Below are 21584 nucleotides of genomic sequence, written 5' to 3'. Positions count from 1 at the left end.
CACAGCCGCACAGCCCCGAAATGGGCTGTGCGGCAGCGAAACACCGGTTCAGGGGACTTCCGTTGCGATGACACGCCACAGGCGCGGACCCCGTGGCGCGGCGCGCCGGTTGGTTACCGGGGGCGCGAACCGAAGGGACGGTGACCGCGCTGCCAAGCCAGCCGGAACGACCACACGGCGGCGAGGATCGATCCGACGACCACCACCGCGATCGCCGAAAGGACGAGTCCCCCGGACCAGCCGACGCCCGCGTGGCGCGCGATCATCGCCGAGGCGGCGATCGGGCCCGCGGTGAGCAGTACCGGGATCAAGAGGATCAAACCGAGAGTTACCAGAGTCGAGGGCGCCATCGTCGCCCCGGAGCGTCGCGTGATCGTAGCCATTTCCGCCCTCTCCATGGATGGAACTCAGCGAACGTCGAACTCAGCGATCCATAAACAAAGCTACAGCCCGGTGAACGCCATTCGACCGATTGTCACGAAATGGTGATAACTCGGTTTGCGAAATATTTGCTCATGGGTCATGTTAATTCAGCGACGCCGATGAACGCCGTCACCGAGACGCGCGAGTCGCGCTCAGCCCGGCTCGGTACCGAAAGTGCCTTCGAGACGATTGCGTGACCCGGGATGAATCAGCCGGGCCGCACTCACCAAACCGCCGGAGGACCAGGTGCGCCGCCGGATCAGCAGACACGGTTCGTCACCGGCGATGCCGAGCAGTGCGCACTCGTCCTTGCTCGCCCGCACGGCTTCGACGATGTGTTCGCCTCGCAGCAGCGGGGCGACCTCGCTCAGATAGGTGTTGGGGGTGACGGTGGTGAAGTCCTGGGTGAGATAGTCGGGCGCCTGGGCCGGATTGACGTAACGATCCTCGAGCTGGATCGGCACGTCGTCCTCGCGGTGCACCAGCAGCGAGTGGAACACCGTGCCGCTCAGGTCGTTTCCGAGGATCGGATGACCCTCGTCGATCCGCTCGGCGCGCACGAAGACGACCTCGGTGCGGTGCCGGTGCCCGCGCTGCGCGATCTCGTCGGCGATGTTCCTGACCTCGAACAGCGGTGAGGTGGCCTTGCCCGCGGCGACGAACGTGCCGACGCCCATCACCCGGGTGAGGGCGCCGTCGGCGGTGAGGTCGCGCAGAGCGCGGTTGATCGTCATCCTCGACAGCCCGAGCGCGGCGACCAGCTGGTTCTCCGAGGGGATCTGCTCCCCCGGGCTCCATCGGCCGCCCTTGATCTGCGCCATGATGAGCTGCTTGACCCGCTCGTATGCCGCGAACTCGGTACCGAGCTCGCCGTAGAGCGCGGCCAGCTCCGCATCGACCACTTCGATCGCCACCACCGGTATTTCCCTCCGTCAGGCCAAGAGAATACGTCGCGGCCGATTCCGACAGCTACTTGTATAGACAGGACTATACCACTAATCTGGTTGTCAGTGACCCCGGACACACCCGTCTTTCGAGGAGTGAACACATGACCGACGACACCGCGCCCGCCGCAGGTCCGCGCCCCGTCCGTGCCCCGCGCGGTCCCCAGCTGCGCACCAAGGGGTGGCAGCAGGAGGGCGCCCTGCGGATGCTGATGAACAATCTCGACCCCGAGGTCGCCGAACGCCCCGACGATCTGGTCGTCTACGGCGGTACCGGGCGCGCGGCCCGCAGCTGGGCGGCCTACGACGCCATCGTGCGGACCCTGGAAACCCTCGAGTCCGACGAAACACTGCTCGTGCAATCGGGGAAACCGGTCGGCGTATTCCGCACCAATGAATGGTCGCCGCGGGTGTTGCTGGCCAATTCGAATCTGGTCGGCGACTGGGCCAACTGGGAGAAGTTCCGCGAACTCGAACAGGCGGGCCTGATGATGTACGGGCAGATGACCGCCGGTTCGTGGATCTATATCGGCAGCCAGGGCATTCTGCAGGGCACATATGAAACTTTCGGTGCCGTGGCGCGTAAACGTTTCGGCGGGTCGCTGGCCGGCACGATCACGCTCACCGCGGGCGTCGGCGGAATGGGCGGGGCCCAGCCACTCGCGGTGACGATGAACGACGGCGTGGCCCTGTGTGTCGATGTCGACCCGGCCCGCATCGATCGCCGCATCGCGCACGGCTACCTCGACACCAAGGCCGACTCGCTCCAGCAGGCACTGGATCTGGCCGTCGCCGCGCGCGACGAGCGCAGGCCGCTGTCGATCGGTCTGGTCGGCAATGCCGCCGAGGTGTTCCCGGCGCTGCTCGCCATGGACGCGCCGATCGATGTGGTGACCGACCAGACCTCCGCGCACGACCCGCTGTCCTACCTGCCGATCGGGGTCGCGCTCGAGGACTGGCACACCATGGCCGAGAAGGATCCCGGGTGGTTCACCACCGAGGCGCAGGCATCGATGGCCAAGCATGTCGAGGCCATGGTCGGGTTCATGGACAAGGGTGCCGAGGTGTTCGACTACGGCAACTCGATCCGTGACGAGGCCCGCAAGGGCGGCTACGACCGGGCCTTCGCGTTCCCCGGTTTCGTGCCCGCCTATATCCGGCCGCTGTTCGAGGAGGGCCTCGGCCCGTTCCGCTGGGCGGCCCTCTCGGGTGACCCGGCCGATATCGCCGCCACCGACCGCGCGATTCTCGAGCTGTTCCCCGAGAACGAGCATCTGAAGCGCTGGATCACCATGGCGGGTGAGAAGGTGAAGTTCGAGGGCCTGCCCGCCCGCATCTGCTGGCTCGGGTACGGCGAACGGCACCGCGCCGGACTGCGTTTCAACGAGATGGTGGCCTCGGGCGAGCTGTCGGCGCCGCTGGCGATCGGACGCGACCACCTCGATTCCGGGTCGGTCGCCTCGCCCTACCGCGAGACCGAATCCATGGCCGACGGCTCGGACGCCGTAGCCGACTGGCCCCTGCTCAACGCCTTGCTCAATACGGCATCGGGCGCCTCGTGGGTGTCGATCCACCACGGCGGCGGTGTCGGCATGGGCCGGTCCATCCACGCGGGCCAGGTGTGTATCGCCGACGGCACGCCCCTGGCCGCGCAGAAGCTGGAGCGGGTACTCACCAATGATCCCGGCATGGGCGTGATCCGTCACGTGGACGCGGGCTACGAGCACGCGGCCGAGGTCGCCCGGGAACGCGGTGTGCGAATCCCGATGCAGGAGAGCTGATATCGCTTCCTTCGGCGCCGGGTGTGAAAGCACCCGGCGCCGAATCGTGTCCCGGGTATTTTCGCGACGGATGCCCGCGGGATCACCTGGGTGAGTCGCGGCCCCTACACCTCCCGCAAGTGCGACGGCCACGGTCGGCGGCTTTCACCACGCGGAGTCAGGGGAGCCACGACGAAACGGCCCCAGGTGGCGGGAACCACCTGGGGCCGAGTCGGTTACAGCGGCGCGGTCAGTGCAGCCGGGTCAATCCAGCGGGCCGACAATGGATTCCGCGGCCGCCAGCAGCGCGCCGGACGCGGCCAGATTCACCGCCGCCTCGATTTCGGGCGCGAGGTGACGGTCGGGGCCGGGACCGGGGACGCGGGTCCGCAGGGCATCGCGCACAGCTGCGGTGGCGGGCGACGGTGTGAGCGGCGCACGCAGGTCGAGGGCGCGGGCCGCGGTGAGCGCCTCGATGGCCAGCACGCGGGTGAGGCCGTCGATGGCACGGCGCAGTTTGCGGGCGGCCGACCAGCCCATGGACACGTGGTCCTCCTGCATGGCCGAGGACGGGATCGAGTCGACCGATGCGGGCGCGGCGAGGCGCTTGAGCTCGGAGACGAGCGCGGCCTGGGTGTACTGGGCGATCATGTGGCCGCTGTCGACACCGGGGTCGTCGGCGAGGAACGGCGGCAGCCCGTGGTTGCGCGCCTTGTCGAGGAAACGGTCGGTGCGCCGCTCGCTGATACTGGCCACGTCGGCGACGACGATGGCGAGGAAGTCGAGCACGTACGCCACCGGGGCTCCGTGGAAGTTGCCGTTGGACTCGACGCGGCCGTCCAGGGTGACCACCGGATTGTCGACGGCGCTGGCCAGTTCGTACCCCGCGACCCGCTCGGCGTGGGCGAGGGTGTCGCGGGCGCCACCGGCCACCTGCGGTGCGCAGCGCAGCGAGTAGGCGTCCTGCACCACGGTGCAGTCGGGGGTGGCATGACTGGCGACGATCGCCGAATCGGTTAGCAGCCGGGTCATATTCGCGGCGGCGACCGCCTGGCCCGGCTGCGGGCGCAGCGCCTGCAGGTCGGCGGCGAACACCTTGTCGGTACCGAGCAGGCCTTCGACACTCATGGCGGCGGTGACATCGGCCAGCCGCAGCAGCGCGCGCAGATCGTGACAGGCGAGCAGCAGCATCCCGAGCATGCCGTCGGTGCCGTTGATGAGGGCGAGCCCCTCCTTCTCCGCCAGCTCCACCGGTGCGATCCCGGCGGCGGCGAGCGCCTGGGCGGCGGGCATCGCGGTGCCGCTCGCGTCGCGGACCGTGCCCTCCCCGATGACGGCGAGGGCCACATGGGCCAGCGGTGCGAGATCACCGGAGCAGCCGAGGCTGCCGTATTCGTGGACCACCGGTGTGATTCCCGCCGACAGCAGCGCGGCGTAGGTCTCGGCGACCACCGGTCGCACCCCGGTGCGGCCGGTGGCCAGCGTCGAGAGACGGAGCAGCATGAGGGCGCGCACGACCTCCCGCTCCACTTCGGCCCCCGATCCGGCGGCATGCGAGCGGATAAGGCTGCGCTGCAATTGCTTACGCGACTCCTGCGGGATGTGGCGCACGGCGAGCGCGCCGAACCCGGTCGACACCCCGTACACCGGTCGCGGGTCGGCGGCCAGCGCCTCGATGCGCTCGCGGCTTTCCCCCATGGCGGCCAGCGCGTCCTCGGCCAGCCGCACCGCGGCGCCCTCCCGTGCCACCCGCACCACGTCGGCGGGTGAGACCGGACCGGTGCCGACGACGACCGGTTCCAGCGTGACCGACCGGTTCGAGTCGATACCCACGATATTTCTCCATTCCGAATAAGCGTGCAGGACAAGCAACTTCAGGCGACGTCGGCCGGTACGGCCACCGGTTCGGGTTCGGCGGTCGCCGGCCGCACCCACAGGCGGTAGGCGATACCGAGCAGCGCGAGCCACACCACGCCGACCACGAGGGCCACCCGGCTGTCGGCGTCGAAGGCGATCACCCCGATCACGAACACCAGGAACGCGATGGTGATCAGCTGGCCGTAGGGCCACAGCGGCACCGGGAACTTCAGTGCGGCGACCTGTTCGGGGCTCATCCCGCGCCGCGAGCGCAGGTGCGCGAGCAGGATCATCAGCCAGACGAAGATGGTGGCGAAGGTGGCGATCGAGGCGATCACCAGGAACACCTTGTCGGGGATCAGGTAGTTCAGCAGCACGCCCACCAGCAGGGTGACGGTCATGATGACCACCGTCATCCACGGCACCCCGTTGCGCGAGACCCGCTTCATCGCCGCGGGCGCCTGGCCGCGCTGGGCCATGCCGTACATCATCCGCCCCGCACCGAAGATGTCGCTGTTGACCGCCGACAGCGCGGCCGTGATGACGACGACGTTGAGCACCGCCGCGGCAGGTCCGAGGCCGAGGCTCTGGAAGATCTGTACGAACGGGCTGCCCTCGTCGCCGATCGTGCGCCAGGAGTCGATCGCCATGATGACCGCGAGGGTGAGCACGTAGAACACGATGATGCGCACGGGCACGGTGTTGATCGCGCGCGGGATGGTGCGCTGCGGGTTCTCGGCCTCGCCCGCGGTGATGCCGATGATCTCGGTACCGCCGAAGGCGAACATCACGATGGCGAAACAGGCGATGAAGCCGCCGATTCCGGTGGCGAAGAAGCCGCCGTCGGTCCACAGGTTCTGCACGCCCGCGCTGGTGTCGTGGAGGCCGAAGCCGAAGATCAGCACGGCGATACCGCCGGCGATCATCGCCACGATGGCAACGATCTTGACCAGGCTGAACCAGAACTCCACCTCACCGAAGACCTTCACGCTGAGCAGGTTGATCGCGCCGATGAAGAAGATGACCGAGAGCACCCAGATCCAGCGTGGCACGTCCGGGTACCAGAACCCCATGTACACACCGAACGCGGTGACGTCGGCCAGGCACACGATGAGCATTTCGAAGGTGTAGGTCCAGCCGGTGAAAAAGCCTGCGAGCGGTCCGAGGTGCTGGCTGGCGTATTCACCGAACGAGCCCGCGACCGGGTTGCTCACCGCCATCTCGCCCAGCGCGCGCAGCACGAGGAACACGGCGGCGCCGCCGATCAGATACGCCAGCAGCACCGAGGGACCGGCCCGGTGGATCGCCTCGGCGGACCCGTAGAACAGGCCGGTGCCGATGGCCGAGCCGAGCGCGATGAAACGGATGTGGCGGGCGGTGAGGCCGCGGGTGAGCGCGGCGGCGGGCTTGTTCAAACCATTCTCCCGGGATCGGAAAGGGCGCAGGGTCGCCGGTGATGCCCGGTCTCTTCGCCTGTGGGGCCGGTCACAACGACCCCTACATGTATATGCCTGTCTATACAGCCATGTCAATGGCCAGTTATCGCCTGGCACCGTAGCGCTTGACTATCCTGTATATACAGGCATATACATAGCAGACGTGATCCACCGCACAGCCCGCCGCCAGGAGGACAACCCGTGCCAACCACCGTGCTGCGCGATATCGGCACCCTCGTCACCAACGACCCGGCCCTCGGGGACGGCCCGCTCGGATTGCGCCGCGACGCGGCCGTCGTCTTCGACGACGCGCAGGTGGTGTGGGTGGGTGACAGCGCCGACGCCCCCGCCGCCGATCAGGCGGTCGACCTCGACGGTCGTGCGGTGCTGCCCGGTTTCGTCGAATCGCATTCGCACCTGGTCTTCGCCGGTGACCGCGCCGAGGAGTTCGCCGCACGCATGTCCGGCCGCCCCTACGGCGCGGGCGGCATCCGCACGACGATCGCGGCGACGCGCGCGGCGACCGACGAGCAACTCGATGCGACTGTGCGGCGTCTGCTCGCCGAGTCGCTGCGGGCGGGCAGCACGACGGTCGAGATCAAGAGCGGCTACGGGCAGACTGTGGACGACGAATGGCGCAGCGTGCGTATCGCGGGTCGCCACACCGACGAGGTGACCCTGCTGGCCGCGCATGTTCCGCCACCCGAATACGCCGGGCGCCCGGACGATTACGTGGCCATGGTGTGCGCGGAGATGATCCCGCGCTGCGCGCCCGAGGCCCGGTGGATCGATGTGTTCTGCGAGCAGGGCGCCTTCGACCGGGACCAGTCGCATGCCGTGCTCAGCGCGGGCATCGCGCACGGGTTGGTGCCGCGGGTGCACGGCAATCAGCTGCACCAGGGGCCGGGTGTGCAGCTCGCCGTCGAACTCGGGGCCGCGTCGGTCGATCACGTCGCTCATGTCAGTGGTGCCGATATCGACGCGCTCGCGAACAGCGACACCGTGGCGACGCTGCTGCCCAGCGCCGACTTCTGCACGCGCAACAGCTATCCCGATGCGCGGGCGCTGCTCGACGCCGGGGTGACCGTGGCCCTCGGCGCCGACTGCAACCCGGGTACGAGCTACACCACCAGCCTGCCGTTCTGTATCGCCTTGGCCGTGCGTGAGCTGCACATGACGCCGGACGAGGCGGTCTGGGCGGCGACCGCGGGTGGGGCGAAAGCGTTGCGGCGCGACGATATCGGCGCACTCTCCCCCGGCAGGCGGGCCGACGCCGTCGCGTTGGACGCGTCGTCACATCTGCATCTGGCCTACCGTCCCGGCGTTCCGCTCGTGCGCCAGGTGTGGCGCGGCGGCGTGCTCGCATCGAACTGAGGTGTCCCCCATGACTTCCTGGACCGGCCGCGTCGACGGCACGTCACCCGAGCATCTGCGCTGGCATCAGGCCGTCGCACCCTATGAACCCGGCGCCGACCCCGGCGCGTGCGTGTTCGTCGGCTTCGCCAGCGACGAAGGCGTGCGCCGCAACAAGGGACGGCCGGGCGCCGCCGACGGACCCGACGCCCTGCGCCGCGCGCTGTCGCCGATGGCACTGCCCGGCCCACTGCGCGCGTTCGACGCGGGCACGATCGCGGTCACCGATCAGCGGCTAGAGGACGGCCAGCGCCGGCTCGGCGACACCGTCACCGCGCTGCTGGACGCGGGTGCCTTCCCGATCGTCCTCGGGGGCGGGCACGAGGTCGCCTTCGGCACCTACCTCGGCCTCGCAGGCGCCGAGCGCGCCAGGGACGTCACCATCGGAATCCTGAACCTCGACGCACATTTCGATCTGCGCCCCGATCCGGTACCGAGCTCGGGAACCCCGTTCCGGCAGATCCTCGAATCCGGCGACGACGTGCGGTACGCGGTGCTCGGGATCAGCCAGCCGGCCAACACGACGATCCTGTTCGACACGGCCGAACGGTTCGGCGTGCGTTATCTGCTCGACGACGACTGCACCGCCGAGCGTGCGCGAGCCTTCGTCGCGGACTTCCTCGCCGGCATCGACCTGCTGTACCTCACCATCGACCTCGACGTCCTGCCTGCCGCGGTAGCGCCCGGTGTCAGCGCGCCCGCCGCGTTCGGTGTCGCGCTGCCCATCGTGCAGGCCGTCTGCGATCAGGCCGCCGCGAGCGGCAAACTCGTGGTCGCCGATGTCGCCGAACTCAACCCGGCTCTCGATATCGACAACCGCACCGCCCGCACCGCCGCCCGGCTCCTGCACCGCCTCGTCACCCGGCGCGTCCCTCAGAAGTAGCGCACACCGACATAGACCCAGGCGACGACGCAGCTGAACACAGTCACGACCGCACCGTATTTCGTGAACTGCCAGAAGCTGATTCGCTGGCCTGCCCGGGCGGCGATACCGAGCGCGACGACATTCGCGCTCGCCGCGACCGCCGTGCCGTTGCCGCCGAAGTCGGCGCCGAGCGCGAACGCCCACCACAGCGACCGCGCGGTTTCGGGGTCGGGGGCGTCCGCCACGATGCCCTCCACGACCGGTGCCATGGTCGCCGTGTAGGGGATGTTGTCCACGAACGCGCCGAGCAGCGCGGAGCCGAAGACGAGCGCGGTGGCGGCGAGGAAATAGTCGTCACCCACCCAGGTGCTCGCCGCAGCGCCGACCGCGGCGATCACCCCGGTGTGCACCAGGCCTGCGACCATCACGAACAGGCCCATGAAGAACACCAGCGTCGGCCATTCCACTTCGTGCAGGACATCCCCGATGTCGAGCCCGGACACCAGCACCATCACCCCCGCACCCACCAGTGCGATCACCGACGGGGCCACGTGCACCACACTGTGCAGGCAGAACCCGGCCACCACCGCGGCCAGCACGATCAGCGACCGCACGAGCAGTTTCGGGTCGCGGATCGCGCGCCGCTCCCGCAGGGCGAGCACGGCCTCGACCGAGTCCGGGTCGGTACGCAGCGCCGAACGGAACAACACCCGCGTGAACAGCACGAACAGCGCGAAGACCAGCACCACGATCGGGGCCATGTGCACCAGGAAGTCGTTGAAGCTCAGGCCCGCCCGGCTGGCGATGATGATGTTGGGTGGGTCGCCGATCAGCGTCGCCGCGCCACCGATGTTCGCGGCGAGCACCTCCGCGATCAGGAAGGGCTGCGCGCCGAGGCCGAGCCTGCGGCACACCACCAGCGTCACCGGGGCGATCAGCATGATGATGGTGACGTTGTCGAGGAAAGGTGAGGCCACGGCGGTGATCAGCATCAGCATCACCATCAACCGGTAGGGATTGCCGCGAGAACGTTTCGCCGACCAGATCGCCAGGTAATCGAACAGACCCGTCTGCTTGACGACGCCGACGATGATCATCATGCCGAGCAGCAGGAAGATGACATTCCAGTCGATGCCCGCGTGCGGTGAGAAGAACACCTGCTCGCCGGGGATCAGCCCGAGGACCGCCATCAGGCCTGCGGCGATCAGCACGGTCTTCACCTTGTCGACACGCTCCGTGGCGATGAAGAAGAACGCCACCACGAAGATGGTCACGGCGAGGACGGCGGCCATCGTCGGCGCCGATCAGTCGCCGGGGCCGGCGAGGGCGAGGCTGGTCAGCAGCCGTTCGAGGGTGATCGCCCCGCACAGGGTGCGGGCCCGGTCGACGACCGCGATGAGCGGACTGTGCTTGCGCGCCATCAGGATCGCGATCTCGAGCAAGGTGGCATCGGGGGTCACGGTGGCCGGTCGCGGTGCGCCGTCGGCCAGGCAGTCGCCGACGGTGAGGCTGCCGGGTTCCTGCCAGAACAGGTCGGCGTGCACCTCGTCGATGGTGCGGACCAGGGTGGTGTCGTCCTGATACGACGCCGGGATGGCCAGGCGCAGCACCTGGGTGCCGGGCAATACGGCCACCGGCCGGTCCTCGGCGTCGACCACGACCAGACCGGGCAAACGGTTGACGACCATCACCCGCACCGCGCGGGCCACCGGGTCGGTGGTGCGGACGGTCGGCAGGTTCATCGCGATATCGCGTGCGCGCATGGCTCGGCTCCGGGGTGATTCGACGGTGCTCACGACTCGGCCCGCTGTCCGGCGAGCCGCTCGACCCGCTGCTCGAGCCGGCGCAGCCGATCGGCGAGGGGGCTGGTGTGCATCAGCTCGGCCACGTGGTCGGCTTCCTCGGGTTCGAGCGCGAGGTCGACGCTCGGCTCGTCACTGCCGGGGGCGTACACGAGCAGCCTGCGCCCGCCTGCCGACTCGGTGAGCAGTGCGAAGTCGATGCCGCGACCGGTGCGGAAATGGTGCAGCACCCCGGTTCCGGGGATCGTCGTCCTGTCGGTATCCATCCGGGCGGTCCTTCCCCTGACACGGTCGAATGCGTGCGGATTCGAGTCTGGTGCGCGCGCGGGGCGGCGACCATCGGCGCCGGCACCCATTTCCGGCATCCGTCCGGCGGTCGTGCGCACGCGCGGATGGGTGTCGCACCCGATGGACAGCGGCCGGGTGCGTCAGCATGCTGGGAGCTATGAAGCGTCTCGCGAGGGTGCGAGCAGGACGGGAGCAGCGCACGCCGGTGACGGCGCTGTTCTGGCGGATCTGCCTGCTCAACGGTGTGGTATTCACGCTCGGCACGCTGATCCTCGCGCTCTCTCCCGCCACCGTGTCGGCCCGGCTGCGCTTGACCGAGGTGCCGGTGCTGGTGATCGGTCTCGCGGTGATCCTCACCGCCAACGCGCTGGCGTTGCGTACCAGCCTGGCGCCCCTCGACGAACTGGTCACGGCCATGCGCCGCGTCGACCCGCCACGACGCGCGGTGCGTTTCGACCGGCGCGCCAGTGGGGACTTCCACCGGCTGATCGAGACCTTCAACGCGATGCTCGACCGGCTCGAGGCCGAGCGATCGGCGGCCGGAGCCACGGCGCTCGCGGCACAGGAAGGTGAGCGTCAGCGGATCGCTCGCGAACTGCACGACGAGATCGGCCAGAGCCTGACCGTGGCGTTGTTACGGCTGAAACGGGTCGTGGACCGCGCGCCTGCGGGATTGCGGGACGAGGTGACCGATGCGCAGGAAACGGTGCGCGGATGTCTCGACGAGGTGCGCGGTATCGCGTCACGATTGCGGCCCGACGTGCTCGACGACCTCGGGCTGCACAGTGCCGTCACCGCGCTGTGCCACGAATTCACCCGCAGCGCGGGCATTTCCGTGCACCGCGAGGTCGACCCGTCGATCAGCAGGCTCGACCCGGCGGTCGAACTCGTCTGCTACCGCATCGCCCAGGAGAGCCTGACCAACGTACTGCGCCACTCGGGTGCCGACCAGGTGAGCCTGCGGCTGGCCGGCCACGCCGACTCCGTGGTGCTTCGCGTGCGCGACAACGGGTGCGGCGGGGTGATCACCGAGGGCGCCGGCATCCGGGGGATGCGCGAACGCGCCATGCTCGTCGACGCGACGCTCACCATCACCACATCCGAAGACACCGGCACCGCCGTGGAGCTTGTTGTCCCGGTTCACCGCGCCGCACACGTCGGAGAACCGGTATGAGCACCCCCACCCGGATCCTGCTGGCCGACGACCACGCCTTGGTGCGCAGCGGGCTACGGCTGATCCTCGACAACGAACCCGACCTCACCGTGGTCGCCGAGGCGGCCAACGGCTACGACGCGGTGACCGCCCTGTCCGGCGAAACCGTAGACCTGGTGATCCTCGATATCGCGATGCCGAGGATGACCGGCATCCAGGCGGCGCGCGAGATCACCCGCGCGCATCCGGGCGTCCGCATGTTGATGCTGTCGATGTACGACAACGAGCAGTACTTCTTCGAGTCGCTCAAGGCGGGCGCCTCCGGGTACGTGCTCAAATCGGTCGCCGACCGCGACCTCATCGAGGCCTGCCGGGCGACGATGCGTGGCGAGTCGTTCCTGTACCCGGGTGCGGTCACCGCCCTGGTCCGCGACTATCTGCACCTGGCCCGCCAGGGTGGACGGCTGCCCGAGACCATTCTGACCGCCCGCGAAGAGGAGGTGCTCAAGCTGATCGCCGAAGGATATTCGGCGCGGGAGGTGGCGGCCGAGCTGGTCATCAGTGTGAAGACCGTCGACCGCCATCGCGCCAATATCCTGCAGAAACTCGGCCTGCGTGACCGGCTCGACCTGACCCGCTACGCGATCCGCTCAGGTCTGATCGAGCCGTGAGCCCCGATCATTCCGCGTTCGGGTCGATGCGCACCTTCGACTTGCGCCCGACCGTCGCCCGGACCACCGGTTCGACCACGCGTGCCGCGATCGGCCCCATCACGGCCATCAGCAGCACGTATGTGGTGGCCAGGGCGGCGAAGCTGTCGGGTACCGCGCCCGCGGCGACGGCGAGGCCGGCGATGACGATCGAGAACTCGCCGCGCGCGACCAGGGCAGCACCCGCGCGAGCCCGGCCCAGTTGGGAGGCGCCGGCCCGCTTGGCCGCCCACCAGCCGGTGTACAGCTTCGTCACCGTGGTGACCACGACCAGCAGGACCGCCCAACCGAGGACCGGCGGAATGGTCGCCGGATCGGTGCTCAAGCCGAACAGCACGAAGAACATGGCGGCGAACAGGTCGCGCAGGGGTTCGAGAATCTTGGTCGCCTCGTGCGCGGTCGCCCCCGAGATCGCGATACCGAGCAGGAACGCGCCGACCGCCGCCGACACCTGCACCGCCGAGGCGACACCGGCCACCAGCAGCGCCGAACCGAGCAGTTTGAGCAGGAAGATCTCGCGGTCCTCGCTGGCCACGATCGCCGACACGTACCGGCCGTACTTCAGCGCCACGATGAGCACCAGCGTCACCGCGACCAGCGCGATTCCGACGGTGGTGAGCCCGGCCATGAACCCGACACCCGCCAGCACGGCGGTGAGCACCGGCAGGTAGATCGCCATCGCCAGGTCCTCGAACACCAGGATCGACAGCACCACCGGTGTCTCGCGGTTACCGAGCCTGCCCAGGTCGTTGAGCACCTTGGCGACGATCCCCGAGGAGGAGATGTAGGTGACGCCCGCCATCGCGATGGCACCGGTCGGTCCGAGTCCCAGCCACAGCGCGACGATCACGCCCGGCGTGGCATTGAGGACCAGGTCGAGCAGACCGGCGATCCACGACTTGCGCATGCCGGTGACCAATTCACCTGCGGTGTACTCCAAACCGAGCAGCAACAGCAGCAGCACCACACCGATCTCGCTGGCGATGTGGATGAACTCCTCCACCTCGTGCAGCTCGATCAGCCCACCGGTGCCGAAGAGCAGACCCCCGAGCAGATAGAGCGGAATGGGTGAGAGGCCGATGCGGCCCGCGATGCGCCCGAGCACACCCAATCCGAAGAACACAGCCCCCAGCTGGATCAGCGCCAGCGTTGTTCCACTGATCTGCACGGGCTCAGCCGTCGGAGAGGATCGAAGCGGCAGCGTCGAGCCCGGCGGTCGTACCGACGATGACGACCATGTCGCCCCCGAGGAAACCGAACTCCGGTCCGGGCGAGGGGTGGACCTGACCGGCGCGCAGCACCGCGACGATGGAGGCCAGTGTCCGGGTCCGCATCTCCGTCTCGCCGAGGCGGCGGCCCGCGTAGGGCGAATCGGGCAGCACCGGCAGCGACCGGGTGCTCACACCGTCGAGATCGCGGTGTTCCTCCTGCAGTTGCGCGACGAGCCGCGGGGCACCGAGCAGGCTGGCGAGCGTGCGCGCTTCGCCGTTGGAGAGCGGGACCTGCACGGTGGTGTCGGGGTCGTCGATCTTGGTGAAGATCAGATCGGTGCCACCGTCGCGGTGGTCGACGACGCCGATGCGCCGAGCCACCTTGGTCAGCGAGAACTCTTTCCTGACACCGATTCCGGGCAGGGATGTGACTTCAACATTCATGGGATCACCTAACCTCAGCTAGGCGATACCTTACCTTCTCTTTACTATCGACACGGCCCGTCAGCCCGCGTCGAGCAATTTTCCGGCAGCCTCGAGGCCCTTGCCGGTGCCCACGACCACCACCAGGTCACCGGCGACGAAGATGAAATCGGTTCCCGGCGAAGGGGTCACCTCCCCCGCGCGGACCACCGCGACCACCGAGGCCTTGGTGCGGGTGCGCATGGCGGTGTCGCGCAGCGGACGCCCGTCGAACGGGCTGCCGCGATCGATGGCGAACTGCCTGGTCGACAGATCGTCGACACCGAGAGAGTCGGCCTTCTTCTGCACCACCTGCGGCGCACCGAGCAACCCCGCCAGGACACTGATCTCGGTGCTGGACAACGGAATCGAGGTCTTGGTCTCGGCGTCACCGGCACGGGACACGACCAGATCGACAGTGCCGTCACGGTGTTCGATCACGCCGATCCGGCGGCGGGCCTCCGCCAGCGGAAAGTCCTTGCACACGCCGATTCCCGGTAACGGCGTCACATCGATGTTCACGCCCACACAGTACGACGACCGCGCCCGTCGGTGCGGCCACCCCCGCACGGGGGCCGCGACGATGCCCGTCCGCCGTCGATCGTGACGCACCGCACGCCGCCGTTTCCGCCGGATCGATGGCGGTCACGACCGGGGCGCGGGCACCCGGCGGCGCACCGGTGCGGCGACCACGATCGGGGCAACGGCTTGCGTATTCGGGCGAAGTTGTGTGTTGTTGATCGGTGACCAACACACCCGGAGACGCTTATCCACTCACGGACACGATGACCACCACGACGGCGGTACACGACGGCGTCACGGTCCTGACGGTGACCGGTGAGGTCGACCTGGCGACCGCACCCGCCCTCGACGCCGCCATCGAGGCCATCCTCGCCGACAAGCCCGCGACCCTGGTGATCGACCTGACCGCGGTCGGGTTCCTCGCCTCGGCGGGCATGGCCACGCTGGTAGCGGCGCATCAACGCGCGGGCGAGGACACCGCCATCGCCGTGGTCGCCGACGGGCCGGCTACCAGCCGTCAGCTGAAGATGACCAGCCTCGACCAGGTGTTCGCCATGCACACCACCCTCGCCGACGCCCTGGCATCGCTGCGGTCGTGACCGCGTAGTCCACCGACGCCGACGCGCCGCATCCCGGAGTTGTCCGTGCTGCGGCGCGTCGCGTTGTGGTGGGTCAGCAGAGGCCGCGCAGCTGCTCGATCAGCTTGATCCGGCCCGCCGCGTTCTCGGCGATCGGGGTGACGTTGAGCGTGGTGACACCGGCCTCGGCGAACGCGGCGATGCGGTCCTTGACGAAGCCCTCTGGCCCGATCAGCGACACATCGCGCACCAGGTCGTCGGGCACCGCGGCCGCGGCGGCCTGCTTGTCGCCGGCCAGGTACAGCTCCTGGATGCGATCGGCGGCCTCGCCGTAGCCGTACTTGGTGGCCAGGGTGTGGTAGAAGTTCTTGCCCTTGGCGCCCATGCCGCCGATGTAGAGCGCCAGGTGCGGCTTGACGAACTCCAGCAGCGGCGTGACGTTCTCGCCGATCGCCAGCGCGGGGCCCGCGTACACCTCGAGGTCGCCCAGCGACGGATCGCGCTTGGCCTTGCCCGCGGCCAGCGCGTCACCCCAGACATCGTTCGCCTTCTCCGGCAGGAAGAAGATCGGCTGCCAACCCTCGGCGAGTTCGGCGGCCAGCTCCACGTTCTTGGGGCCGAGCGCGGCCAACAGCACCGGAATGTTCTCGCGCACCGGATGATTGATGAGCTTGAGCTCTTTGCCCAGGCCGGTGCCCCGGTCGGCGGGCAGCGGGATCTGGTAGTACTTGCCCTGGTAGTTGAGCTTCTCGCGGCGCCACACCTTGCGGCAGATCTCGATCAGTTCGCGGGTGCGCCCGATCGGGGCGTCGTAGGGCACGCCGTGGAAGCCCTCGATCACCTGCGGACCGGACGCGCCGATGCCGAGGATGAACCGGCCGTCGGAGACGAAGTCCAGGCCCGCCGCCGTCATCGCGGTGAGGCTGGGGGTCCGGGTGTAGAGCTGCAGGATGCCCGAGGCCAGCTGCACCCGCTCGGTGCGCGCGGCCAGGAAGCCGAGCGCGCTCACCGCGTCGAACGAGTACGCCTCCGGCACGAAGACGACGTCGAGACCGGCCCGCTCCAGGTCGGCGACCTCGGCCGCCACCTCCTTGAAACCGCCCGAGTAGTTGATGCTCAATCCGATCCGCATGCACCCAACATAGACCCGGACCCACGGACGCACCCCGACCGGTCGGTCCGCGCCCACACCCGCTGGTCGGGCGGGGTGCGCGGGTGGGCACGCGGTAGCGTTGAGGGTGAAGCAATCCTCGTCGAAAGGCCACTCCGTCGTGTCGCAGCCCACCGTGTCACCCCAGCAGACCGCACCCTCCTTCGGTGACGTGACCCTGGAGCACTATCTGTCGGAGCTGGCCGCCAAGGTGCCCGCCCCCGGCGGTGGCGCGGTGGCCGCCCTGCACGTGGCCCAGGCCGCGGCGCTGGTCGCGATGGTCGCGCGCTACACCACCCGGGCCAAGGACGCCGAGAACCGGCCGGTGATCGACCGGATCATCGAGGCCGCCGACGCCGCCCGCGCCCGCTCGCTGGCGCTGGCCGATGCCGACGCGGCCGCGTTCACCGCCGTCGGCGCCGCCTACAAGCTGCCCAAGGACACCGACGATCAGGTCGCCGAGCGCACCGCCGCGATCAATGCCGCCCTCGTCGAGGCCGCCCGGGTGCCCGCCGCCGTGGTCGACGAGGCCGACGAGATCCTTTCCCTCGCAGGGGAACTGCTGCCGATCGGCAACCCGAACGTGGTCACCGACATCGGGGCCGCCGCCGACGCCGCCCGCGCCGCCGCGCAGAGTTCGCAGCTCAATATCGAGATCAATGTGGCCTCGCTGCCCGCCGCGCTGGGTGACGATTTCGCAGCGGCACTGGTGCGGGTGGAGACCATCGCCGCACGCGCCGACGCCCTGCATGCCCAGGTCCTGCACGTCGTGCGCGGCTGAGCACAAGTCGACACTCCGATCGACCCGTAGGCCGTTACCACTTCGAGAGGTCCAGTTGATCATGGACGCCTAGACTCGGGAGACGCCTACGAGTGACCGAAGGGGTGGCGTTTATGAGAAACGCACTTCGTTTTCTGTTCGTCGCGATCATGGCGGCACTACTGGCCGCGTCCTGGTCGGGAGCCGCGTCCGCGGACCTGATCGGGGACCAGCGCACCCAGTACGGTGGCGGAACCTATGCCGAAGCGGACCTGTCCAACCACACCTTCACGGTGACCGCGAACGGCGAGACACGCGTGATGCCCGCGTCCATGGGCAAACCCGGTTTCGAGACGCCCACCGGCACCTTCAGTGTGCTGGAGAAGGATCGGGCGGTGGTGTTCGATTCGCGCACCATCGGTATCCCGCTCGACGACCCGGAGGGCTACATCATCGACGGTGAGTACGCCGTGCGCCTGACCTGGGGTGGCGTGATGGTGCACTCGGCACCGTGGTCGGTGGACTCGCAGGGTAACGCCAACGTGAGCCACGGCTGCATCAATCTCTCGCCCGAGAACGCCGCCTGGTACTACGAGAACGTCGGCATCGGCGACCAGGTCTATATCCACTGGTGACGCGCTCGTCGCCCGCGCATTCGGCGAACACGGCGTCAGGGCAGTATCGTGCCCGTAATGAAATCGTTGCGGGACATTCCCTGACGGCGGATGCCTGATGAAGGTGGGGCGATGGATCGACCGGAAGCGCGCAGACCGATCGGGGCTCGACAGCAGGACCCGGGATCGGCTGGTGTTCCGCTCCGAGGTGCCCTGCCACGGCGCCGCAGCCGCGAGGCAGGCACCTCGGGAACCGGTGCCCGGCACCGGATAGAGGGTGGGCCGACCACGCCCGCGGGTATCCCGGTCGTCTCGCTGTCGGCTCCGGTGCCCGTGCGCGACGCCTTTGCCACCGATAGGCTCCCGATCGTGGGTGGGCCGATGGATCCCGGTGCGGGACAGGTAGATACGCCGTTCATCTTGCCGAACAACGGGCCCGATACCGACAAGCTGCCCATCGTCGGCGCCGGCTCCCCCGCGCCGGAACCGGCTGACGCGCAGGGCGAATGGGAGTCGTCCACTTCGGCCCGATCGGCATCGACGTGGCCCGCGTCGTCGTGGTTCGACTCGGCTCGACCGGAAACCGCTCGGCCGGAAGCAACCCGGCCGGAATCGGAGCGACCCGAATCGGCCCTCGAACCCGGGCGACATCGATCGGCTCGACCGGGATCGACTCCACAGGAATCGACATGGTCCGGATCGGCTCGGCCCGCGCCGGAATCGGCCTGGACCGAACCGGCGGCGCCCACGCCGGTCCGGCAGGAAGCGGCGACAGCACCGACCGAAGCGCCCGCTGCCCCGGCGCGCACGGGAGACGGCTGGGCGGATCGGTACACGGCGGAGTGGGAGCCGCGTCCGGCACCGGACTACAACGGTGACGACGAGGTCTTCGCGCGGATGATCGACCGGTCCAAGCGCAGGCGCACACCCCGGTGGGTGGCTCCGCTCGCCGCCTCGGTGGCCGGGGCGGTTCTCATCGGCGTCGGGTACTTCCAATTCGGTGGTCCCGCACCGGCTTCCACGTCGGCGAGCACCACGCTGTCCACCGTCGCCGCGCCCGCACCCGCCGTCGGGCACTGCCCGTCCGAACAGGTCGGCAGCCTCGTGCGCGGCAACGGTCCCGGCGGAACCGACAGCGGGGTATCGGCCATCATGGCCTTCCAGCACGCCTACTATGTCGCGCGGTCCGGCGATCAGGCGCGCACGCTGGTGGCCGGTGACGCCGCACTGCCCACGGGCGCGCAGATCCAGTCGGGCATCGACACCATTCCGGTCGGCACCACGCACTGCCTCGACATCACGCCGGGCGCGTTCGCCGGACAGTACTTCGTGACGATCACCGAGTACCGGCCCGACGAGGTGCCGATCGTCTACAACCCGCAGCTGGTCGGCACGACCAAGGTGGGCGCCAAAACGCTGATCACCTCGATCGGGCCGGTCCGCTAGCTCCGGAAAGTGCTCAGGCCCTTGCCTTCTCGGCCGCGACCACCACGTGCCGCATGAGCAGCGCGGTGGTCACCGGGCCGACGCCACCGGGCACGGGGCTCAGGGCGGCGGCCTTGCCGTCGACCGAGGCGGCGTCGACGTCGCCGACGATGCCACCGTCGGCGGCCTCGTTGGTGCCCACGTCGATCACCACGGCGCCCTCACGGATGTGCTTGCCGGTGACCAGGCCGATCCGGCCCGCGGCCGCGACCACGATGTCGGCGGCGGTGGTGACGGCGGCCAGGTCGGTGGTGCGCGAGTGCGCGACCGTGACGGTGGCGTTCTCGGCGAGCAGCAGCTGTGCGAGCGGCTTGCCGACGATATTGGAGCGGCCGACCACGGTGACGAGCTTGCCCTGCAACGCGATCGAGTGATGCTTCAGCAGCTCCACGACCGCCTCGGAGGTGGCGGGGACGAATCCGTCGAGGCCGGAGGCGAGCAGGCCGAGTGACAGCGGGCTCACACCGTCGACGTCCTTGCTCGCGGCGATCGCGGAGCTCACGTCGTCGAGGCTGACGCCGGCGGGCAGCGGAGTCTGCAGCATGATCGCGTCGGTGGCCGGGTCGGCGCTGCGGGCATCGAGTTCCGCACGGATCTGCTCGGCGGTCGCGTCGGCGCCCAGATCGATCTTCTCGCAGGCGATGCCGAGCCGTTCGGCGGCCTTGCGCAGGGAGTTCACGTACCAGGCACTGGCCGGGTCGTCGTTGGCGACGACCAGCGCCAACGTGGGCGCGGTGCCTGCGTCGGTGAGCGCGGCGGCGCGCTGTTTCGAGTCGGCGTTGATGGCGGCGGCGAGTTCCTTGCCGGTCAGCGAAGCGGTATCCACGGTTGGTCAGCCTATCGGCCACCGGGTGCACCCCGAAGCGCCGGGCCGCGACGCGCCTGCCGACGGCGGGTTACCCGGACCGGACCGTCACGGGTCGTAGGGTGTCCGGCAGCTCTGCCATCAGCTCTGCCCGCATGTACGCCACCCGGAAGGTCGCGACTGTCGTGAAGATCTCGAGGCAATGGAAACAGCTCGCCGCAGCGGTCGCCGCGGTCGCGGCGGTCACGAGTGCCACGGTCGGCCCCGCCGCAGCCGAAGCGGACGTGACAGCCCTCTACAACTCGGCTCAGCGGCATTTCACCGACGGTGACCTCGATGCCGGGCGCGCCGACCTGCGCGCCCTCATCAGCGCCGACCCCGGTGATGCCGAAGCTCTTGCCCTGCACGCCATCTGGTCGCATCACGCCGGCGACGCGGCGGCGGTGAACGAGGCGATGCAGCGATTGGGCAGTCTCGATCCCGCGATGGCGGCGGGCACGCAGCGGGTACTGCACGCGGTGACCGCCGCGGTGTCGACGCTGCCCAATCCGCTCCCCTCTCTCATCGGCCCCCAGACCGGCATCGTCGTGCTCGGGTACGGTCTGCTGCCCGACGGTGCGCTGCGCCCGGAACTGGAGAACCGGCTCACGGCCGCCTGGTTGCAGGCCGTCGCGGCGCCGTTCTCGCCGGTCGTCGTCACCGGCGGCAACCCGCAGAACGGGATCTCCGAGGCCGAGGCGATGCGGCGGTGGTTGATCGGGCGTGGGTTGCCCGCCGATCGGATCCATGTCGAGGACCGGGCCGGATCGACGGTGCAGAACGCACTGTTCAGCACGAAGCTGCTGCGCGATCTCGGCGCGAACAGTGCGGTGGTGGTGACCTCGCCCAACCATATCCGGCGTGCCGTTGCGGACTTCATTGTCGCGGGGACGAATGTGGTGGGGGCTATGACGTCGTTGGAGCAGTTGGTCTCGCAGCTGCCGCCGCCTGACCGTGGTGCTCAGCGCGGGATCTATCTCGACGCGACGCGGACGTTCGAGCTCGACAGTTCGCGCTGACAGGCTGATTGAGGCGTACGAAACCACCTTGGTGTTTTGTGCACCACAAAGGTATTGGGCTGTATTTTTGGAGCGCTGGCGCGCTCGAGCGCGGCCCCTGGAGGGCCGCGAGTTAGCCACCGGTGCTCGCGCTTCGCGCATGCGCACCGGCGGCTAACTCGCGGCCGGGCCGCTACGCCGCTTCGCGGCGGACCCTCCTCGAGGTCGGGTCGTGCGGGGCTGGGAATGCGGTCATGGCGGACTCGAGTAGTGCCGTGTAGCTGGGTGTGCGGTAGGTGGCGGACTCGA

General features: G+C 69.0%; 21 protein-coding genes and 1 pseudogene. 10 read left to right on the top strand and 12 right to left on the bottom strand.

All coding sequences use genetic code 11. From position 1 onward, the window contains the following. Positions 1–113: 113 nt before the first annotated feature. Together AB0F86_RS04115 and hutC are read right to left on the bottom strand one after the other, a co-directional pair. Entirely contained in the window at positions 114–383 is a 270-nt protein-coding gene (locus tag AB0F86_RS04115; RefSeq protein ID WP_181699118.1) for a hypothetical protein, read from the bottom strand. A gap of 192 nt (positions 384–575) precedes the next feature. Next, the gene (gene hutC, locus AB0F86_RS04110; RefSeq protein WP_356983717.1) at positions 576–1346 is read right to left on the bottom strand and encodes a histidine utilization repressor; all 771 of its coding nucleotides are present in this window, start codon (positions 1344–1346) and stop codon (positions 576–578) included. A gap of 125 nt (positions 1347–1471) precedes the next feature. On the opposite strand from hutC, the gene hutU reads away from it, so the two are divergent. Continuing rightward, positions 1472–3148, top strand: a complete 1677-nt coding sequence (gene hutU / locus AB0F86_RS04105) for a urocanate hydratase (RefSeq protein ID WP_356981878.1) — start codon at positions 1472–1474, stop codon at positions 3146–3148. A 243-nt stretch (positions 3149–3391) separates the two neighbouring features. Here the strand turns inward: hutU and hutH are convergent, their stop codons facing one another. Both hutH and AB0F86_RS04095 read right to left on the bottom strand, forming a co-directional pair. Further along, entirely contained in the window at positions 3392–4960 is a 1569-nt protein-coding gene (gene hutH / locus AB0F86_RS04100; RefSeq protein ID WP_356981876.1) for a histidine ammonia-lyase, read from the bottom strand. Between the two features lie 41 nt (positions 4961–5001). Continuing rightward, positions 5002–6399: an amino acid permease gene (locus AB0F86_RS04095; RefSeq protein WP_225282336.1), complete on the bottom strand. Its 1398-nt coding sequence runs from the start codon at positions 6397–6399 to the stop codon at positions 5002–5004. Positions 6400–6621: 222 nt separating this feature from the next. Here AB0F86_RS04095 and hutI point away from each other — a divergent pair, with 222 nt between their 5' ends. Both hutI and hutG read left to right on the top strand, forming a co-directional pair. Further along, positions 6622–7794 (top strand): imidazolonepropionase, encoded by a 1173-nt coding sequence (gene hutI, locus AB0F86_RS04090; protein ID WP_356981875.1) that lies wholly within the window; start codon positions 6622–6624, stop codon positions 7792–7794. A 10-nt stretch (positions 7795–7804) separates the two neighbouring features. Continuing rightward, a complete protein-coding gene (hutG, locus tag AB0F86_RS04085) occupies positions 7805–8716 on the top strand; it encodes a formimidoylglutamase (protein ID WP_356981874.1) in 912 nt (303 codons plus the stop codon). Here hutG and AB0F86_RS04080 read toward each other — a convergent pair. From AB0F86_RS04080 to AB0F86_RS04070, 3 genes are read right to left on the bottom strand one after another with little or no spacing between them, the layout of a single operon-like run. After that, positions 8707–9990 (bottom strand): ArsB/NhaD family transporter, encoded by a 1284-nt coding sequence (locus AB0F86_RS04080; protein WP_181699127.1) that lies wholly within the window; start codon positions 9988–9990, stop codon positions 8707–8709. The genes hutG and AB0F86_RS04080 overlap by 10 nt on opposite strands. 12 nt (positions 9991–10002) lie before the next feature. Beyond that, on the bottom strand, positions 10003–10461 hold the full coding sequence (locus AB0F86_RS04075) for a CBS domain-containing protein (RefSeq protein ID WP_067981335.1): 459 nt from the start codon (positions 10459–10461) through the stop codon (positions 10003–10005). Between the two features lie 29 nt (positions 10462–10490). Beyond that, positions 10491–10766 carry a hypothetical protein gene (locus tag AB0F86_RS04070; protein WP_225282331.1) on the bottom strand — a complete coding sequence of 92 codons (276 nt, stop codon included), beginning with the start codon at positions 10764–10766 and terminating at the stop codon, positions 10491–10493. A gap of 179 nt (positions 10767–10945) precedes the next feature. Between AB0F86_RS04070 and AB0F86_RS04065 the strand changes: the two genes are divergently transcribed. Further along, complete coding sequence (locus tag AB0F86_RS04065; RefSeq protein WP_356981873.1) at positions 10946–11962, top strand: histidine kinase; 1017 nt, start codon at positions 10946–10948, stop codon at positions 11960–11962. Then, entirely contained in the window at positions 11959–12612 is a 654-nt protein-coding gene (locus AB0F86_RS04060; protein WP_356981872.1) for a response regulator transcription factor, read from the top strand. The genes AB0F86_RS04065 and AB0F86_RS04060 overlap by 4 nt, the downstream gene beginning before the upstream one ends. Positions 12613–12619: 7 nt before the next feature. Here the strand turns inward: AB0F86_RS04060 and AB0F86_RS04055 are convergent, their stop codons facing one another. Genes AB0F86_RS04055 through AB0F86_RS04045 form a run of 3 tightly spaced genes read right to left on the bottom strand, consistent with a single transcriptional unit; the run spans position 12620 to position 14846 of the window. Next, entirely contained in the window at positions 12620–13813 is a 1194-nt protein-coding gene (locus AB0F86_RS04055; RefSeq protein ID WP_157104744.1) for a cation:proton antiporter, read from the bottom strand. A 10-nt stretch (positions 13814–13823) separates the two neighbouring features. Next, positions 13824–14306, bottom strand: a complete 483-nt coding sequence (locus AB0F86_RS04050) for a TrkA C-terminal domain-containing protein (protein WP_356981870.1) — start codon at positions 14304–14306, stop codon at positions 13824–13826. 60 nt (positions 14307–14366) lie between these two features. After that, on the bottom strand, positions 14367–14846 hold the full coding sequence (locus AB0F86_RS04045; protein ID WP_181699134.1) for a TrkA C-terminal domain-containing protein: 480 nt from the start codon (positions 14844–14846) through the stop codon (positions 14367–14369). Between the two features lie 263 nt (positions 14847–15109). Between AB0F86_RS04045 and AB0F86_RS04040 the strand changes: the two genes are divergently transcribed. Continuing rightward, positions 15110–15445, top strand: coding sequence for an STAS domain-containing protein (locus tag AB0F86_RS04040; protein WP_181699136.1), 336 nt, complete (start codon positions 15110–15112; stop codon positions 15443–15445). 73 nt (positions 15446–15518) lie between these two features. Here AB0F86_RS04040 and AB0F86_RS04035 read toward each other — a convergent pair whose 3' ends face one another. Then, positions 15519–16556 (bottom strand): LLM class F420-dependent oxidoreductase, encoded by a 1038-nt coding sequence (locus AB0F86_RS04035; protein WP_067491994.1) that lies wholly within the window; start codon positions 16554–16556, stop codon positions 15519–15521. A gap of 139 nt (positions 16557–16695) precedes the next feature. On the opposite strand from AB0F86_RS04035, the gene AB0F86_RS04030 reads away from it, so the two are divergent. The 3 genes and pseudogenes from AB0F86_RS04030 (at position 16696) to AB0F86_RS04020 (ending at position 19394) form a co-directional block, all read left to right on the top strand. Further along, positions 16696–17355 carry a cyclodeaminase/cyclohydrolase family protein gene (locus AB0F86_RS04030; RefSeq protein ID WP_181699139.1) on the top strand — a complete coding sequence of 220 codons (660 nt, stop codon included), beginning with the start codon at positions 16696–16698 and terminating at the stop codon, positions 17353–17355. Between the two features lie 239 nt (positions 17356–17594). After that, a pseudogene (locus AB0F86_RS04025) lies at positions 17595–17969 on the top strand (L,D-transpeptidase); the annotation flags it as partial. 111 nt (positions 17970–18080) lie between these two features. Next, positions 18081–19394 (top strand): hypothetical protein, encoded by a 1314-nt coding sequence (locus tag AB0F86_RS04020; RefSeq protein WP_225282327.1) that lies wholly within the window; start codon positions 18081–18083, stop codon positions 19392–19394. Positions 19395–19407: 13 nt separating this feature from the next. Here the strand turns inward: AB0F86_RS04020 and AB0F86_RS04015 are convergent, their stop codons facing one another. Next, entirely contained in the window at positions 19408–20259 is an 852-nt protein-coding gene (locus AB0F86_RS04015) for a bifunctional 5,10-methylenetetrahydrofolate dehydrogenase/5,10-methenyltetrahydrofolate cyclohydrolase (RefSeq protein ID WP_356981868.1), read from the bottom strand. Between the two features lie 164 nt (positions 20260–20423). Here AB0F86_RS04015 and AB0F86_RS04010 point away from each other — a divergent pair, with 164 nt between their 5' ends. Continuing rightward, on the top strand, positions 20424–21296 hold the full coding sequence (locus AB0F86_RS04010) for a YdcF family protein (RefSeq protein WP_225282325.1): 873 nt from the start codon (positions 20424–20426) through the stop codon (positions 21294–21296). Positions 21297–21584 lie beyond the last annotated feature (288 nt).

It is taken from the genome of Nocardia sp. NPDC023733 (assembly GCF_040639775.1).
In the GTDB taxonomy this organism is placed as follows: domain Bacteria; phylum Actinomycetota; class Actinomycetes; order Mycobacteriales; family Mycobacteriaceae; genus Nocardia; species Nocardia rosealba.
Note: the sequence above shows the minus strand (reverse complement) of the source record. Positions and strands in the feature narration are given on the sequence as shown.

Coding starts and splice junctions, on each gene's coding strand:
- AB0F86_RS04115 (WP_181699118.1), bottom strand. CDS start 383: ATGGCTACGATCACGCGACGCTCCGGGGCGACGATGGCGCCCTCGACT.
- hutU (WP_356981878.1), top strand. CDS start 1,472: ATGACCGACGACACCGCGCCCGCCGCAGGTCCGCGCCCCGTCCGTGCC.
- hutG (WP_356981874.1), top strand. CDS start 7,805: ATGACTTCCTGGACCGGCCGCGTCGACGGCACGTCACCCGAGCATCTG.
- AB0F86_RS04080 (WP_181699127.1), bottom strand. CDS start 9,990: ATGGCCGCCGTCCTCGCCGTGACCATCTTCGTGGTGGCGTTCTTCTTC.
- AB0F86_RS04075 (WP_067981335.1), bottom strand. CDS start 10,461: ATGCGCGCACGCGATATCGCGATGAACCTGCCGACCGTCCGCACCACC.
- AB0F86_RS04070 (WP_225282331.1), bottom strand. CDS start 10,766: ATGGATACCGACAGGACGACGATCCCCGGAACCGGGGTGCTGCACCAT.
- AB0F86_RS04065 (WP_356981873.1), top strand. CDS start 10,946: ATGAAGCGTCTCGCGAGGGTGCGAGCAGGACGGGAGCAGCGCACGCCG.
- AB0F86_RS04060 (WP_356981872.1), top strand. CDS start 11,959: ATGAGCACCCCCACCCGGATCCTGCTGGCCGACGACCACGCCTTGGTG.
- AB0F86_RS04050 (WP_356981870.1), bottom strand. CDS start 14,306: ATGAATGTTGAAGTCACATCCCTGCCCGGAATCGGTGTCAGGAAAGAG.
- AB0F86_RS04040 (WP_181699136.1), top strand. CDS start 15,110: ATGACCACCACGACGGCGGTACACGACGGCGTCACGGTCCTGACGGTG.
- AB0F86_RS04035 (WP_067491994.1), bottom strand. CDS start 16,556: ATGCGGATCGGATTGAGCATCAACTACTCGGGCGGTTTCAAGGAGGTG.
- AB0F86_RS04020 (WP_225282327.1), top strand. CDS start 18,081: ATGGATCGACCGGAAGCGCGCAGACCGATCGGGGCTCGACAGCAGGAC.